The sequence below is a fragment of the Streptomyces sp. NPDC059866 genome, from assembly GCF_042731325.1.
Lineage (GTDB): Bacteria > Actinomycetota > Actinomycetes > Streptomycetales > Streptomycetaceae > Streptomyces > Streptomyces flavusporus.
On record NZ_JBHWJT010000032.1, the window covers coordinates 58,241 to 71,395 of the forward strand.

Here is a 13,155-nt window from a genome sequence, read left to right on the forward strand (position 1 = left end):
GGTGAAGGCGCAGGACAGCGGGGCGCAGCCCGTTACGACAATCAGGTCATCCCGGAATTCATCCGGCCGGGTTTTTCTCAGCGTTCCGGCACGCCTGAGCGGCGGGCAGCGGTTATGGCCCTGAGCCATTCGGGTGACATATGCCAATTGCCTTGCGGCTGCAGCGCGGGAAATGGATTACTGGAATGGATCTAACCGGTGGGCCGCCCATTCTCGCCGGGGGATGCGGCAGTCGGTTCATCCGCGGCTTTCTGCAGGAGCTCGGGTGAGCACACCGGCATACCGCGATGGGCACCCCTGGTGGAGAATTTGGATCCCGTTCAGCCGGTGCCGTTCGCGGCACCGGCTGATGCGGTAGCTCGGACCACAACAGCCGTCAGGCGACGTTCACACGCTGCCCCGGAGGCGCCGCCTCCAGCCAGGCAAGGAAACCGGTCAACGCGTCTTCGCTCATGGCGAGTTCAAGACGCGTGCCCCGGTGCAGACAGACCAGGATCACCGCGTCGGACAGCAGCGCCAGCTCCTCCTCGCCCTCGGGAAGCCGGCGGCCGGCCACCTCGATCTGGGAGCGTTCCAGGATGCGGCGCGGGCGGGGGGCGTAGGAGAAGACCCGGTACCACTCCACCCGGTCGCCGTTGTAGCGGGCCACACCGTAGGCCCAGCCCTTGCCGCCGGTGTCGGGTTTCTCGGGGACGTCCCAGCGCAGGCTGCAGTCGAAGGTGCCGCCGGAGCGCTGGATGAGTCTGCGGCGCAGGCCGAAGACGAACAGACCCACCACCACGAGGGCCACGACAATTCCGCACACAGTCAGAGCGAGGACCATCGGCACCGACCTCCTCGTCTCCTAGGTAACGGAACGTAAAAAACACCCATATCTGGCTCAGCCGCGACCGGATCCGGATTGCTCCGGTTCCAGCCGCGGCTGAGTGACGTCATCGCACGGCGCGTGCTCTGGTCAGCGCGCCGTCGCCGCACGCAGTCGGACCTCCGCGCGACGCTCGGCGAAGGCATCCTCCTCCGACTTCGCGCGCTCGAGCGCCCGCTCCGCGCGCTGGACATCGATCTCGTCCGACAGCTCGGCGATCTCGGCCAGCAGCGACAGCTTGTTGTCCGCGAACGAGATGAAACCGCCGTGCACCGCGGCGACGACCGTCCCACCATCACTCGTACGGATGGTCACCGGGCCCGACTCCAGCACACCGAGCAGCGGCTGGTGACCGGGCATGACGCCGATGTCGCCGGACGTGGTGCGCGCGACGACCAGGGTGGCCTCGCCGGACCAGACCTCTCGGTCGGCCGCGACCAGCGCGACGTGCAGCTCAGCAGCCAAGGGTGGCTCCTCGGGTCACCACCCGGCGGTAGTGCCGGGTGTTGGGTCAATTCTAATGGGCGTGAGAGAGGGGGCGGGACGCGCCCGCCCCCTCCTCAAGAGCACGACGTCAGGAGACGCCCAGCTCCTTCGCGTTCTTCTTCAGGTCCTCGAGACCACCGCACATGAAGAACGCCTGCTCGGGGAAGTGGTCGTACTCACCGTCGCAGATCGCGTTGAACGCGGCGATCGACTCCTCCAGCGGCACGTCCGAACCGTCCACGCCGGTGAACTGCTTGGCGACGTGGGTGTTCTGGGACAGGAAGCGCTCCACGCGACGGGCACGGTGGACGACGAGCTTGTCCTCCTCGCCGAGCTCGTCGATACCGAGGATCGCGATGATGTCCTGGAGGTCCTTGTACTTCTGCAGGATCGTCTTGACGCGCATGGCGGCGTCGTAGTGGTCCTGCGCGATGTAGCGCGGGTCCAGGATGCGGGACGTGGAGTCCAGCGGGTCCACGGCCGGGTAGATGCCCTTCTCGGAGATCGGACGGGAGAGAACCGTCGTCGCGTCGAGGTGGGCGAACGTGGTGGCCGGGGCCGGGTCGGTCAGGTCGTCCGCGGGGACGTAGATCGCCTGCATCGAGGTGATCGAGTGACCACGGGTCGAGGTGATGCGCTCCTGGAGGAGGCCCATCTCGTCGGCCAGGTTCGGCTGGTAGCCCACCGCGGAGGGCATACGGCCGAGCAGGGTCGACACCTCGGAACCGGCCTGGGTGAAGCGGAAGATGTTGTCGATGAAGAACAGCACGTCCTGCTTCTGCACATCGCGGAAGTACTCCGCCATGGTCAGACCGGCGAGGGCCACGCGCAGACGGGTGCCCGGGGGCTCGTCCATCTGACCGAAGACCAGCGCGGTCTTGTCGATGACGCCCGAGTCCGACATCTCCTCGATGAGGTCGTTGCCCTCACGGGTGCGCTCACCGACACCGGCGAACACGGAGACACCGTCGTGGTTGTTGGCGACGCGGTAGATCATCTCCTGGATGAGCACCGTCTTGCCGACGCCGGCACCACCGAACAGACCGATCTTTCCACCCTTGACGTACGGGGTGAGAAGGTCGATGACCTTGACGCCGGTCTCGAACATCTCGGTCTTCGACTCGAGCTCGTCGAAGTTCGGCGCCTTGCGGTGGATGGTCCAGCGCTCACCGTCGTAGGACTCGTCGACGTTCAGCACCTCACCGAGGGTGTTGAACACCTTGCCCTTGGTGAAGTCACCGACCGGGACGGTGATGCCGTCGCCGGTGTTCACGACCGGGGCCTGGCGGACCAGACCGTCGGTGGGCTGCATGGAGATCGCGCGGACCAGGCCTTCACCCAGGTGCTGGGCGACCTCGAGGGTCAGCGTCTTCTTCTCGCCCTGGTTCGCCGGGTCGGAGACCTCGACGTGGAGGGCGTTGTAGATGTCCGGCATCGCGTCGACGGGGAACTCCACGTCGACGACCGGGCCGATGACCCGCGCGACGCGGCCCGTCGCCGTGGCCGTCTCAACAGTGGTGGTCATTAGTAGTCACTCCCCGCGGTCGCGTCGGCCAGGGCGCTCGCGCCACCGACGATCTCGCTGATTTCCTGGGTGATTTCGGCCTGGCGGGCCGCGTTGGCAAGCCGGGTGAGGTTCTCGATGAGCTCACCGGCGTTGTCAGTGGCCGACTTCATCGCGCGCCGCGTGGCGGCGTGCTTGGAGGCGGCCGACTGGAGCAGCGCGTTGTAGATACGGCTCTCCACATAGCGCGGCAGCAGGGCGTCGAGGACGTCCTCCGCCGACGGCTCGAAGTCGTACAGCGGAAGGATCTCGCCCTTGGGCGCCTCCTCCGCGACCTCTTCGAGGCTGAGCGGCAGCAGGCGGGAGTCGACCGCCGTCTGCGTCATCATCGACACGAACTCCGTGTAGACGATGTGGAGTTCGTCCACGCCGCCGTCCGCGGTGTCCTTCTCGATGGCCTCGATCAGGGGCGCCGCGACCTTCTTGGCGTCCGCGTACGTGGGCTCGTCGGTGAAGCCGGTCCACGACTCCGCGATCTTGCGCTCACGGAAGTTGTAGTGGGCCACACCGCGCCGGCCGACGATGTACGTGTCGACCTGCTTGCCCTCGCGCTCGAGGCGCTCGGTCAGCTGCTCCGCCGCCTTGATGGCGTTGGAGTTGAAGGCACCGGCGAGACCACGGTCGCTCGTCAGCAGCAGCACCGCGGACCGGGTGACCGTCTCGGCCTGGGTGGTCAGCGGGTGCTTGGTGTTCGACCCGGTACCGACCGCCGTGACCGCGCGGGTCAGTTCCTGCGCGTACGGCGTGGAGGCCGCCACCTTGCGCTGCGCCTTGACGACGCGCGAGGCGGCGATCATCTCCATCGCCTTGGTGATCTTCTTGGTCGCGGTGACGGATCGGATGCGACGCTTGTAGACCCGGAGCTGGGCTCCCATGAGTCAGGTCCCTTCCTTACGTCACTTGGAGGCGGCAGTCGCCTTCGGCGCGGCCGGGGCTTCCTCGCCGAGCAGCTTGCCGTCCGAGGTCTCGAACTGCTTCTTGAACTCCGCGATGGCGTCGGCGACGGCCGTGAGGGTGTCGTCCGACATCTTGCCGCCCTCCTTGATGGAGGTCATCAGGCCCTGCTCCTTGCGGTGCAGGTACTCGAGGAGCTCCCGCTCGAAGCGGCGGATGTCGGCCACCGGCACCTCGTCCATCTTGCCGGTGGTGCCGGCCCAGATGGAGACGACCTGGTCCTCGGTGGACATCGGCTGGTACTGGGCCTGCTTCAGCAGCTCGACCATGCGCTGACCGCGCTCCAGCTGCGCCTTCGACGCGGCGTCCAGGTCGGAACCGAAGGCGGCGAACGCCTCCAGCTCACGGAACTGGGCGAGGTCGACGCGCAGACGGCCCGAAACCTGCTTCATCGCCTTGTGCTGCGCGGAACCACCGACTCGGGAGACGGAGATACCGACGTTCAGCGCGGGGCGCTGACCGGCGTTGAACAGGTCCGACTCCAGGAAGCACTGGCCGTCGGTGATGGAGATGACGTTGGTCGGGATGAACGCCGAGACGTCGTTGGCCTTGGTCTCGACGATCGGCAGACCGGTCATCGAGCCGGCACCCATGTCGTCGGAGAGCTTCGCGCAGCGCTCCAGCAGCCGGGAGTGCAGGTAGAAGACGTCACCCGGGTAGGCCTCACGGCCCGGCGGGCGGCGCAGCAGGAGGGACACGGCGCGGTAGGCGTCGGCCTGCTTCGAGAGGTCGTCGAAGATGATCAGGACGTGCTTGCCCTCGTACATCCACTGCTGGCCGATGGCCGAGCCGGTGTACGGCGCCAGGTACTTGAAGCCGGCCGGGTCGGACGCCGGGGCGGCGACGATGGTCGTGTACTCCAGCGCACCGTTCTCCTCCAGCGCGCGGCGGACCGACGCGATGGTGGAGCCCTTCTGGCCGATGGCGACGTAGATGCAGCGGACCTGCTTGTTCGGGTCGCCGGTGCGCCAGTTGTCGCGCTGGTTGATGATCGTGTCGACGGCCAGGGCGGTCTTGCCGGTCTGGCGGTCACCGATGATCAGCTGACGCTGACCACGGCCGACCGGGGTCATCGCGTCGACGGCCTTGTAGCCGGTCTCCATCGGCTCGTGCACCGACTTGCGCTGCATGACCGTGGGGGCCTGCAGCTCGAGGGCGCGGCGGCCGGACGTCTCGATCTCGCCGAGGCCGTCGATCGGGTTGCCGAGCGGGTCGACGACGCGGCCGAGGTAGCCCTCGCCCACTGCCACGGAGAGAACCTCACCGGTGCGCTGCACCGGCTGCCCCTCCTCGATGCCGCTGAACTCACCGAGGACGATGGCACCGATCTCGCGCTCCTCGAGGTTGAGGGCGAGGCCGAGGGTGCCGTCCTCGAACTTCAGCAGTTCGTTGGCCATGGCCGAGGGCAGACCCTCGACCTTCGCGATGCCGTCGCCGGCAAGGGTGACCGTACCGACCTCCTCGCGCGAGGCCGCGTCCGGCTTGTACGACTGGACGAAGGTCTCCAGTGCGTCCCGGATCTCCTCCGGCCGGATCGTGAGCTCCGCCATCTGGGTTCCCTGCTCTCCTTGTTGGGCCCGAAGTTTCACTTTGGGGGTCTGGGGGCGACCCCCAGGAATCCTCTGCACGGCCCAACATGGGCCGTAAGTACGTACTGCGTGTTCAGTTGCGGCTAGCTCGCCAGCCGACGCTCGGCGTCCGCGATGCGGTCCGCGAGGGAGCCGTTGATGACCTCGTCACCGACCTGCACCCGGATCCCGCCGACGACATCGGGGTCGACGTCGAGGTTGAGGTGCATCTGACGGCCGTAGAGCTTCGCCAGGGCGGCGCCGAGGCGCTGCTTCTGTACGTCGCTCAGCGGCACCGCCGAGGTGACGACGGCGACCATGCGGTCCCGCCGCTCGGCGGCGAGCTTGGACAGGGACTCCAGTCCCGCTTCCAGGCTACGTCCCCGCGGCGCGGTCACAAGACGCGTCACCAGACGTTCGGTCTGGGCCGCGGTCCGGCCGCCGAGGAGGCTGCGCATCAGCTCCCTCTTGGCCGAGACGGTGGCCTTCCGGTCGGTCAGCGCGGCCCGCAGCTCGGTGCTGGACGAGACGATCCGGCCGAACCGGAACAGCTCGTCCTCCACGTCGTCGAGCGTGCCGGCCCGCTGCGCGGCGGTGAGGTCGGCGGTGTTCGCCAGCTCCTCCAGGGCGTCCACCAGGTCGCGCGACTGCGACCAGCGGGAACGCACCATGCCGGACACCAGGTCCGCGGTCTCGCCGCCGACCTGCGTGCCGAGCAGGCGCTGGGCCAGCTCGGCCTTGGCCTCACCGGCCTGCGCCGGGTCGGTGAGGACCCGACGCAGCGACACCTCGCGGTCGAGCAGCGCGGTCACCGCGGCCAGCTCGTCGGCGAGCCGCGCCGCGTCCACGGACGTGTTGTCCGTCAGCGCGTCGAGACGCTCACGTGCGGCTGCCAGGGCCTCGCGGCTCGCTCCGTTCATCGAGACGCCTCGGCCTTCTCCTCGAGCTCGTCGAGGAAGCGGTCGATCACACGGCTCTGGCGGGCGTGGTCCTCGAGGGACTCACCGACCAGCTTGCCGGCCAGCTCGGTGGCGAGCTTGCCGACGTCCTGCCGCAGCGCGGCCGAGGCGGCCTTGCGGTCGGCCTCGATCTGGGTGTGACCGGCGGCGACGATCTCCTCGCGCTGCCGCTGGCCCTCCGCACGCATCTCGGCGATGAGCGCGGCACCCTGCTCCTGCGCCTCCTGGCGCAGTCGCGCGGCCTCGTGCCGGGCCTCGGCGAGCTGGGCCTTGTACTGCTCCAGGACGCTCTGGGCCTCGGTCTGCGCGGCCTCGGCCTTCTCGATACCGCCCTCGATGGCCTCGCGACGCTCTTCCAGAACCTTGTTGATGTTCGGGAGAAGCTTCTTGGCAAGGAAGCCGAAGACGATGACGAAGGCGAGCAGGCCGATGACGAGCTCAGGGATCGGCGGGACGAGGGGATTCTCCATCTCCCCCTCGGCCGCGATGATGAGCAGCTGGCTCATGTCAGTGCCTTTCGTCTAGTGGGCTGGTCGTGAATCAGATGATCACTGGCCGTAGACGAACGGCATGACCAGACCGATGAGGGCGAGCGCCTCACAGAAGGCGAAGCCGAGGATCTGGTTGGCACGGATCAGACCGGCAGCCTCGGGCTGACGGGCCAGGGCCTGGGTGCCGTTACCGAAGATGATGCCGACGCCGACGCCGGGACCGATGGCAGCGAGGCCGTAGCCGATGGAGCCGAGCGAGCCGGTGACAGCGGCAAGGGTCTGGGACATGCCAGTTCTTCCTTCTCTTTCAAGGACCGGTGGGGGTTGGCCACCGGACGTCTCGGGGTTTGGGCAATGCGTGCGCGCTCAGTGGTGCTCGGCGAGCGCGCCCTGGATGAAGGTGCAGGTCAGGAGCACGAAGACGTACGCCTGAAGGGCCTGGATGAAGAGCTCGAAGGCCGTCATCACGATGACCATGATGAAAGAGACACCGGCGTAGGCGATCCCGATGCCGTTGAGCAGGTACCAGCTGGCGATCGTGAAGAGCAGCAGCAGCGTGTGGCCCGCGAACATGTTCGCGAAGAGTCGCACCGCGTGCGTGAACGGGCGGACCAGCAGGTTCGAGAAGAACTCGATGGTCATGGCCAGCGGCAGCACCGGGCCGAGCGACTTGTCGTAGCCCGTGAAGTTCTTGAACGCGCCGACGAAGCCGTGCCGCTTGAAGGTCAGCGAGACCCACAGGATGTAGACGATCAGGGCGAGCACCACCGGGTAGGCGATGATCGAGGTGACCGGGAACTGGGCGACCGGGATGATCGACCAGAGGTTCATCATCCAGATGAAGAAGAACAGCGAGACGACGAGCGGGACGTACTTCTCACCCTCCTTCTTGCCGATCGTCTCGTAGACGACGCCGCGCCGGATGAAGTCGTAGCCCGCCTCGGCGACCATCTGCAGCTTGCCGGGGACGACCTTCGGCTTGCGGAAGGCGGCCCAGAAGAAGCCGATGACGATGATCGAGCCGAGCAGCGCCAGCAGCATCGTCTTGTTGAAGTACAGGTTGCTGTCCGCGTCGCCCCAGAGGGGCTCGAACAGGAACGAGTGCAGGCCGGGAGCCGGGAAGCCACAGCCGTCGAAGATGTGGCAGTCGGTCTCGAAGGCGAGCACCTGCGTCGGGTCAGCACTCACCGCGGGCTCCTTCAGCGTGGCGCATGGGTACGGCAACCTCGTTGTGTCGGCGCGGCGCGCAGCCGCGGTTCGGCACTGGACTGGTGTTACGGATGTGGGGGCGGCGGTTCGGCGTCGAGCCTCGCGATGGAACAGGCGTCAGCTCGGATGCCCGCGCCCGCAGTGCCGCAGTTGGCACCGGACGATAGCAGCTTGTCGAACGCGCTTTTATCCCGGCCCTACCCCTCACGACGACGGGCCCGTCTTCTCGGGCTTGCTGCCCGCGGAGTCGGGTTCGACGTAGAGGATCTTGGACTTCATGTGCGCCATCGTCTGCGCACCGATCCACGCGAGCGTGGTCGCGATGAGCGTGATCGCGAAGGCCCTGGGATTGAACAGCGTCGTGTTCTTGAACACGGCGAGGAAGACGAACAGCAGCAGGATCTGCGCCGCGTAGAGCATCAGGCCCATCGCCTGGAACAGGTGCGGCAGCGATTTGGCGGTGCGCTGGAGTACAAGCAGACCGATGCCCATGAAGAGGATCGTCACCAGCGCGGCCACGAGGGACCCGACTGCGCCCTTGCCGCCGGCCACCACACCACTGACGACGGCGGCAACAGCGCCGACGGCAGCTGTGGGCACAGCAGCCTGGGCCAGGATCCGGACGTCATTGGACGGCATGGCGGCAACTCCGCTTTCACAGGGGGGCAGGGTGTCGTCATGGACGAGCGTAGTCCCGGGTTGAGAGGGAACCTCACGCCAATGGACCGTCGCACTGCGGTCCTTCGGCCCTGTCCGGGTTCTCGTGAACCGTATCACAAACTATTTGATGAGGTCTTTACCTGGAGGTGTGCTCGCTGTCACACATGAGGGTGACTGTGCGCGTCTGTGCAGAAACAGCGCCGACTTGTCTGGTATTGGGGCGCTTCGTTCCCCCATGAATGGGCAATGCTTTAGTCAGATTCTTACCTTGTGAAGCGGGAGCGGGGGCCGATGGCGGTCGCTCCGTTGACTCCGGAGACTCCCGCGGCGACCGGAGTGCGCTGTTCCTCCTCGGCCGGGGCGCTCGGCTCCGGGGTCTCGTCGACTGCGGGCGCGGTGAGGACCGTGCGGCGCCGGTAGCGCGGTGGCACGAAGTGCTCGGCCCACCTCGGGGCGCGCGGGGTGAAGCGCGGCAGCAGAAGCAGGATGAGGCCGATCGCGCTGAGCAGGACGATGCCCAGCACGATCCACATCGACGCCGCGTTCACCGAGTAGGCCAGCGCCCCGAACGCGATCAGCGCCGACCAGAAGTACATGATCAGCACCGCGCGGCTGTGCGAGTGGCCGATCTCCAGCAGCCGGTGGTGCAGATGGCCCCGGTCGGCGGCGAAGGGGGACTGACCGCGCCAGGTGCGACGGACGATCGCCAGGATCAGGTCGGCCGCGGGGATCGCGATGATCGTCAACGGCAGCAGCAGCGGGATGTAGACCGGCACCATCTGGTGCACGGAGTTGCGCTCGGAACCGGTGAACAGGTTCATCAGGTCCGGGTCGACCTGCCCCGTGATGGAGATCGCGCCCGCCGACAGGACCAGGCCGATGAGCATCGAGCCCGAGTCGCCCATGAAGATCCGGGCGGGGTGCATGTTGTGCGGCAGGAAGCCCAGGCACATGCCCATGAGGATCGCCGCGAACAGCGTCGCAGGGGCCGCGGCCTCGATGCCGTACGACACCCAGATCCGGTAGGCGTACAGGAAGAACGCGGCCGACGCGATGCACACCATGCCCGCCGCGAGCCCGTCCAGGCCGTCGACGAAGTTGACCGCGTTGATGGTGATGACGACCAGCGCCACCGTCAGCAGGGTGCCCTGCCACTGGGTCAGCGCCACCGTGCCGACGCCCGGAACCGGCAGCCACAGGATCGTCAGACCCTGCATGACCATGACGCCGGCGGCGATCATCTGGCCGCCCAGCTTGATCAGGGCGTCGATCTCGAACTTGTCGTCCAGGACGCCGATGAGCCAGATGAGCGCCGCTCCGGAGAGCAGCGCCCGCGGTTCGTTGGACTTCTCGAAGACCGTACTGAGGTTGGTGAAGTGGTCCGCGACCAGCAGGCCGGCGCACAGGCCGAAGAACATCGCGATCCCGCCGAGCCGCGGAGTGGGTTCCCGGTGCACGTCACGCGCCCGGATCTCCGGCATCGCTCCGGCCACGATCGCGAACTTCCGTACCGGCCCTGTCAGCAGATACGTCACCGCGGCCGTGATGCAGAGCGTCAGCAGGTATTCACGCACGGGCTTCCCCACAGGTCTCGCTGGCCATCTCAGCCCCACACCCTAGCGAGGTGCGCATATGGATGAGGACTTCCGGGTAGCGACGATGGTTGCACGTGTGGCTGTGTACGGAATTGCGCCTGCCCCCGCTCAACGCGGATACGGCGGAAACTGACCGGCCAGCTCCCGCACTTCTGCACGGGCCCGCCTGCCGTCGACCTCGTCCCGCAGCACTCCCCCGAACAGGGCGGCGATGCGTCCCATCTCCCGCTCCCCCATCCCCTGCGTGGTGACCGCCGCCGTGCCCAGGCGCAGGCCGCGGGCGTCGTCGTGCGGCAGGGCGCAGCAGTCGAGGATCAGGCCGGCGGCGGCGAGCCGCCCGCGGGCCCTGCGGCCGTCGACGCCGAGCGGGGCGGGGTCCGCGGTGATGAGGTGGGTGTCCGTGCCGCCGGTGGTGACCACCATGCCCTCGGCGGCCAGCCCGGCGGCCAGAATCCGGGCGTTGGCGACCACCTGGTGCGCGTACGCCGAGAAGGCCGGTGTGGCCGCCTCACCGAAGGCGACGGCCTTGGCGGCGATGGTGTGCATCTGAGCCCCTCCTTGAGTGAAGGGGAAGACGGCCCGGTCCACGCGCTCCGCCAGTTCCGAGCCACAGAGGATCATGCCGCCGCGCGGTCCGCGCAGCACCTTGTGGGTGGTGGCGCAGACGACATCGGCGTACGGCACCGGATTGGGCGCCGCTCCCCCGGCGACGAGCCCGATGGGGTGGGCCGCGTCGGCGATCAGATACGCTCCCACCTCGTCGGCGACCTCGCGGAAGAAGGCGTAGTCGATGTGCCGGGGATAGGCGATCGAGCCGCACACGATCGCCTTCGGGCGGTGCGTACGGGCCAGGGCGCGCACCTGGTCGTGGTCGATGAGCCCGGTCTCGGCGTCGACCCCGTAGCCGACGAAGTCGAACCAGCGGCCGGAGAAGTTGGCCGGCGAGCCGTGCGTGAGGTGGCCGCCGTAGGGCAGGCCGAGGGCGAGGACGGTGTCGCCGGGGCGCAGCAGGGCGGCGTACGCGGCGAGGACGGCCGAACTGCCCGAGTGGGACTGGACGTTGGCGTGTTCGGCGCCGAACAGCGCCTGCGCCCGCTGTACGGCGACCCGCTCGGCGACGTCGACGATCTCGCAGCCACCGTGGTACCGGGCGCCGGGATACCCCTCCGCGTACTTGTTGGCGAGCGGCGAGCCGAGGGCGGCGAGGACGGCCGGCGAGGTGAAGTTCTCGGCGGCGATCAGCTGGAGGGTGGTGGCCTGCCGGTCCAGCTCCCCGAGCAGAATCTCGGCGAGCTCGGGATCCTGCCGCCGCAGTACATCGACAGAGCCCTCAGGGGCATGAGTGACCGACATGGTGGACTCCGGGCGTCGACCGTCACGTAGGTCCACTGTAGGCCGGGGTGGTCGGGGGCGCCCGCTGTTGTACGGCTGCCGCGTGGGGCCTGTGGTCAGGCGCCCGGAGTCACGTACGCGCCGTCACACCCGTCAGCGCCGTGACGACCGGATCCAGCGCCTGGTGTATCTCGTCGCCGATCGAGCGGAAGAACGGCAGCGGCGCCCCGTACGGGTCGTACACTTCGTCCGCCTCGGCCGTCGGCGCCAGGAGCCACCCGCGTAGAGCGGCCGCCGCCCGCACCAGCGCGCGGGCGCGGGCGACCACGCCCTCCTCCAGCGGAGGCAGCGTGGCCGGGTCTATGGCCCGCACCAGACGGGTGAACTCCTTCAGCGTGAACGTCCGCAGGCCCGCCGAGTGGCCCATGGAGATGACCTGGGCGCGGTGGTCCCGGGTGGCCGTCAGGACCAGATCGGCGCGGATCACATGCTCGTCGAGCAGCTCCCGGCCGACGAACCCGGTCGCGTCCGCGCCGAAGTCGGCCAGCACCGTCTCGGCGTTGGCCTCCATGGGCGCGCCCTCGTGGCCCCAGGTGCCCGCGCTCTCCACGATCAGCCCGCCGCCCAGGATGCCGAGCCGTTCCTGCACGAAATGCCGGGTCAGCCGCTCGGTGATCGGCGAGCGGCACACGTTTCCGGTGCTGACGTGGAGGATGCGGAAGCTGTCGCGCGGAAGTCCCACGAATGTCGTCGTGATCTCCGCCGCGCTTTCCCCGTTGCCTATGCCACGCCCCGCGTCAGGGGCTGTCAACTGGCCACCTCGAGGTCGGGTACGACCTTGCGCAGCTCGTCCGGCGAGAGGGCGCCCTCGCGCAGCAGGACGGGCACCGGGCCGGTGACGTCGACGATGGAGGACGGCACGATGCCGGGGGTGGGGCCGCCGTCGAGGTAGACGGAGACGGAGTCGCCGAGCATCTCCTGGGCGGCGTCGCAGTCCTCCGGCGCCGGGTGGCCGGTGAGGTTGGCGGAGGAGACGGCCATGGGGCCGACCTCCGTCAGCAGCTCGATGGCGACCGGGTGCAGCGGCATGCGCACGGCAACGGTGCCCCGGGTGTCGCCCAGGTCCCACTGCAGGGACGGCTGGTGCTTGGCGACCAGCGTGAGGGCGCCCGGCCAGAAGGCGTCGACGAGCTCCCAGGCCAGCTCGGAGAAGTCGGTGACGAGACCGTGCAGCGTGTTCGGGGAGCCGATCAGGACGGGGGTGGGCATGTTGCGGCCCCGGCCCTTGGCCTCCAGCAGATCGGAGACGGCCTCGGAGGAGAACGCGTCGGCGCCGATGCCGTACACGGTGTCGGTGGGCAGGACCACCAGTTCGCCACGGCGGACGGCGGACGCGGCTTCGCGCAGACCGGTCACTCGGTCGGTCGCGTCGTTGGTGTCGTATCGCCGTGCCATATCAGCGGGCCTCCTCG

The 13,155-nt window shown here is 68.3% G+C and carries 14 protein-coding genes; all 14 read right to left on the reverse strand.

The window, feature by feature from the left end:
* Window positions 1-376: 376 nt before the first annotated feature.
* Window positions 377-823 (reverse strand): DUF2550 domain-containing protein, encoded by a 447-nt coding sequence (locus tag ACFV7R_RS36740; RefSeq protein WP_385271766.1) that lies wholly within the window; start codon window positions 821-823, stop codon window positions 377-379.
* A 132-nt stretch (window positions 824-955) separates the two neighbouring features.
* Window positions 956-1,330 carry a F0F1 ATP synthase subunit epsilon gene (locus tag ACFV7R_RS36745; RefSeq protein WP_129800548.1) on the reverse strand — a complete coding sequence of 125 codons (375 nt, stop codon included), beginning with the start codon at window positions 1,328-1,330 and terminating at the stop codon, window positions 956-958.
* Between the two features lie 109 nt (window positions 1,331-1,439).
* Window positions 1,440-2,876 carry a F0F1 ATP synthase subunit beta gene (atpD, locus tag ACFV7R_RS36750; RefSeq protein WP_385271769.1) on the reverse strand — a complete coding sequence of 479 codons (1,437 nt, stop codon included), beginning with the start codon at window positions 2,874-2,876 and terminating at the stop codon, window positions 1,440-1,442.
* The gene (locus tag ACFV7R_RS36755) at window positions 2,876-3,790 is read right to left on the reverse strand and encodes a F0F1 ATP synthase subunit gamma (protein ID WP_385271772.1); all 915 of its coding nucleotides are present in this window, start codon (window positions 3,788-3,790) and stop codon (window positions 2,876-2,878) included. Before ACFV7R_RS36755 ends, atpD begins: the two co-directional genes overlap by 1 nt.
* A 21-nt stretch (window positions 3,791-3,811) precedes the next feature.
* The gene (atpA, locus tag ACFV7R_RS36760; protein WP_385271775.1) at window positions 3,812-5,419 is read right to left on the reverse strand and encodes a F0F1 ATP synthase subunit alpha; all 1,608 of its coding nucleotides are present in this window, start codon (window positions 5,417-5,419) and stop codon (window positions 3,812-3,814) included.
* A 122-nt stretch (window positions 5,420-5,541) separates the two neighbouring features.
* Entirely contained in the window at window positions 5,542-6,357 is an 816-nt protein-coding gene (locus ACFV7R_RS36765; protein WP_385271778.1) for a F0F1 ATP synthase subunit delta, read from the reverse strand.
* Entirely contained in the window at window positions 6,354-6,902 is a 549-nt protein-coding gene (locus tag ACFV7R_RS36770) for a F0F1 ATP synthase subunit B (RefSeq protein WP_129800553.1), read from the reverse strand. Before ACFV7R_RS36770 ends, ACFV7R_RS36765 begins: the two co-directional genes overlap by 4 nt.
* 42 nt (window positions 6,903-6,944) lie before the next feature.
* Window positions 6,945-7,175, reverse strand: coding sequence for an ATP synthase F0 subunit C (gene atpE / locus ACFV7R_RS36775; RefSeq protein ID WP_250967599.1), 231 nt, complete (start codon window positions 7,173-7,175; stop codon window positions 6,945-6,947).
* 78 nt (window positions 7,176-7,253) lie between these two features.
* Window positions 7,254-8,075 (reverse strand): F0F1 ATP synthase subunit A, encoded by an 822-nt coding sequence (atpB, locus tag ACFV7R_RS36780; RefSeq protein WP_385271782.1) that lies wholly within the window; start codon window positions 8,073-8,075, stop codon window positions 7,254-7,256.
* A gap of 225 nt (window positions 8,076-8,300) precedes the next feature.
* A complete protein-coding gene (locus tag ACFV7R_RS36785; protein ID WP_385271785.1) occupies window positions 8,301-8,735 on the reverse strand; it encodes a hypothetical protein in 435 nt (144 codons plus the stop codon).
* A gap of 284 nt (window positions 8,736-9,019) precedes the next feature.
* Window positions 9,020-10,330 carry an MraY family glycosyltransferase gene (locus ACFV7R_RS36790; RefSeq protein ID WP_385271789.1) on the reverse strand — a complete coding sequence of 437 codons (1,311 nt, stop codon included), beginning with the start codon at window positions 10,328-10,330 and terminating at the stop codon, window positions 9,020-9,022.
* A 129-nt stretch (window positions 10,331-10,459) separates the two neighbouring features.
* Entirely contained in the window at window positions 10,460-11,704 is a 1,245-nt protein-coding gene (glyA, locus tag ACFV7R_RS36795) for a serine hydroxymethyltransferase (protein WP_385271792.1), read from the reverse strand.
* Window positions 11,705-11,813: 109 nt separating this feature from the next.
* A complete protein-coding gene (locus ACFV7R_RS36800; RefSeq protein ID WP_129800558.1) occupies window positions 11,814-12,494 on the reverse strand; it encodes a protein-tyrosine-phosphatase in 681 nt (226 codons plus the stop codon).
* Window positions 12,491-13,138: an L-threonylcarbamoyladenylate synthase gene (locus ACFV7R_RS36805; RefSeq protein WP_129800559.1), complete on the reverse strand. Its 648-nt coding sequence runs from the start codon at window positions 13,136-13,138 to the stop codon at window positions 12,491-12,493. Before ACFV7R_RS36805 ends, ACFV7R_RS36800 begins: the two co-directional genes overlap by 4 nt.
* Window positions 13,139-13,155 lie beyond the last annotated feature (17 nt).

Excerpts from the sequence above, each read along its gene's own strand:
- atpA (WP_385271775.1), bottom strand. The coding sequence starts at position 5,419 with ATGGCGGAGCTCACGATCCGGCCGGAGGAGATCCGGGACGCACTGGAG.
- ACFV7R_RS36755 (WP_385271772.1), bottom strand. The coding sequence starts at position 3,790 with ATGGGAGCCCAGCTCCGGGTCTACAAGCGTCGCATCCGATCCGTCACC.
- ACFV7R_RS36785 (WP_385271785.1), bottom strand. The coding sequence starts at position 8,735 with ATGCCGTCCAATGACGTCCGGATCCTGGCCCAGGCTGCTGTGCCCACA.
- ACFV7R_RS36805 (WP_129800559.1), bottom strand. The coding sequence starts at position 13,138 with ATGGCACGGCGATACGACACCAACGACGCGACCGACCGAGTGACCGGT.
- ACFV7R_RS36765 (WP_385271778.1), bottom strand. The coding sequence starts at position 6,357 with ATGAACGGAGCGAGCCGCGAGGCCCTGGCAGCCGCACGTGAGCGTCTC.
- glyA (WP_385271792.1), bottom strand. The coding sequence starts at position 11,704 with ATGTCGGTCACTCATGCCCCTGAGGGCTCTGTCGATGTACTGCGGCGG.
- atpD (WP_385271769.1), bottom strand. The coding sequence starts at position 2,876 with ATGACCACCACTGTTGAGACGGCCACGGCGACGGGCCGCGTCGCGCGG.
- atpE (WP_250967599.1), bottom strand. The coding sequence starts at position 7,175 with ATGTCCCAGACCCTTGCCGCTGTCACCGGCTCGCTCGGCTCCATCGGC.
- ACFV7R_RS36770 (WP_129800553.1), bottom strand. The coding sequence starts at position 6,902 with ATGAGCCAGCTGCTCATCATCGCGGCCGAGGGGGAGATGGAGAATCCC.
- ACFV7R_RS36740 (WP_385271766.1), bottom strand. The coding sequence starts at position 823 with ATGGTCCTCGCTCTGACTGTGTGCGGAATTGTCGTGGCCCTCGTGGTG.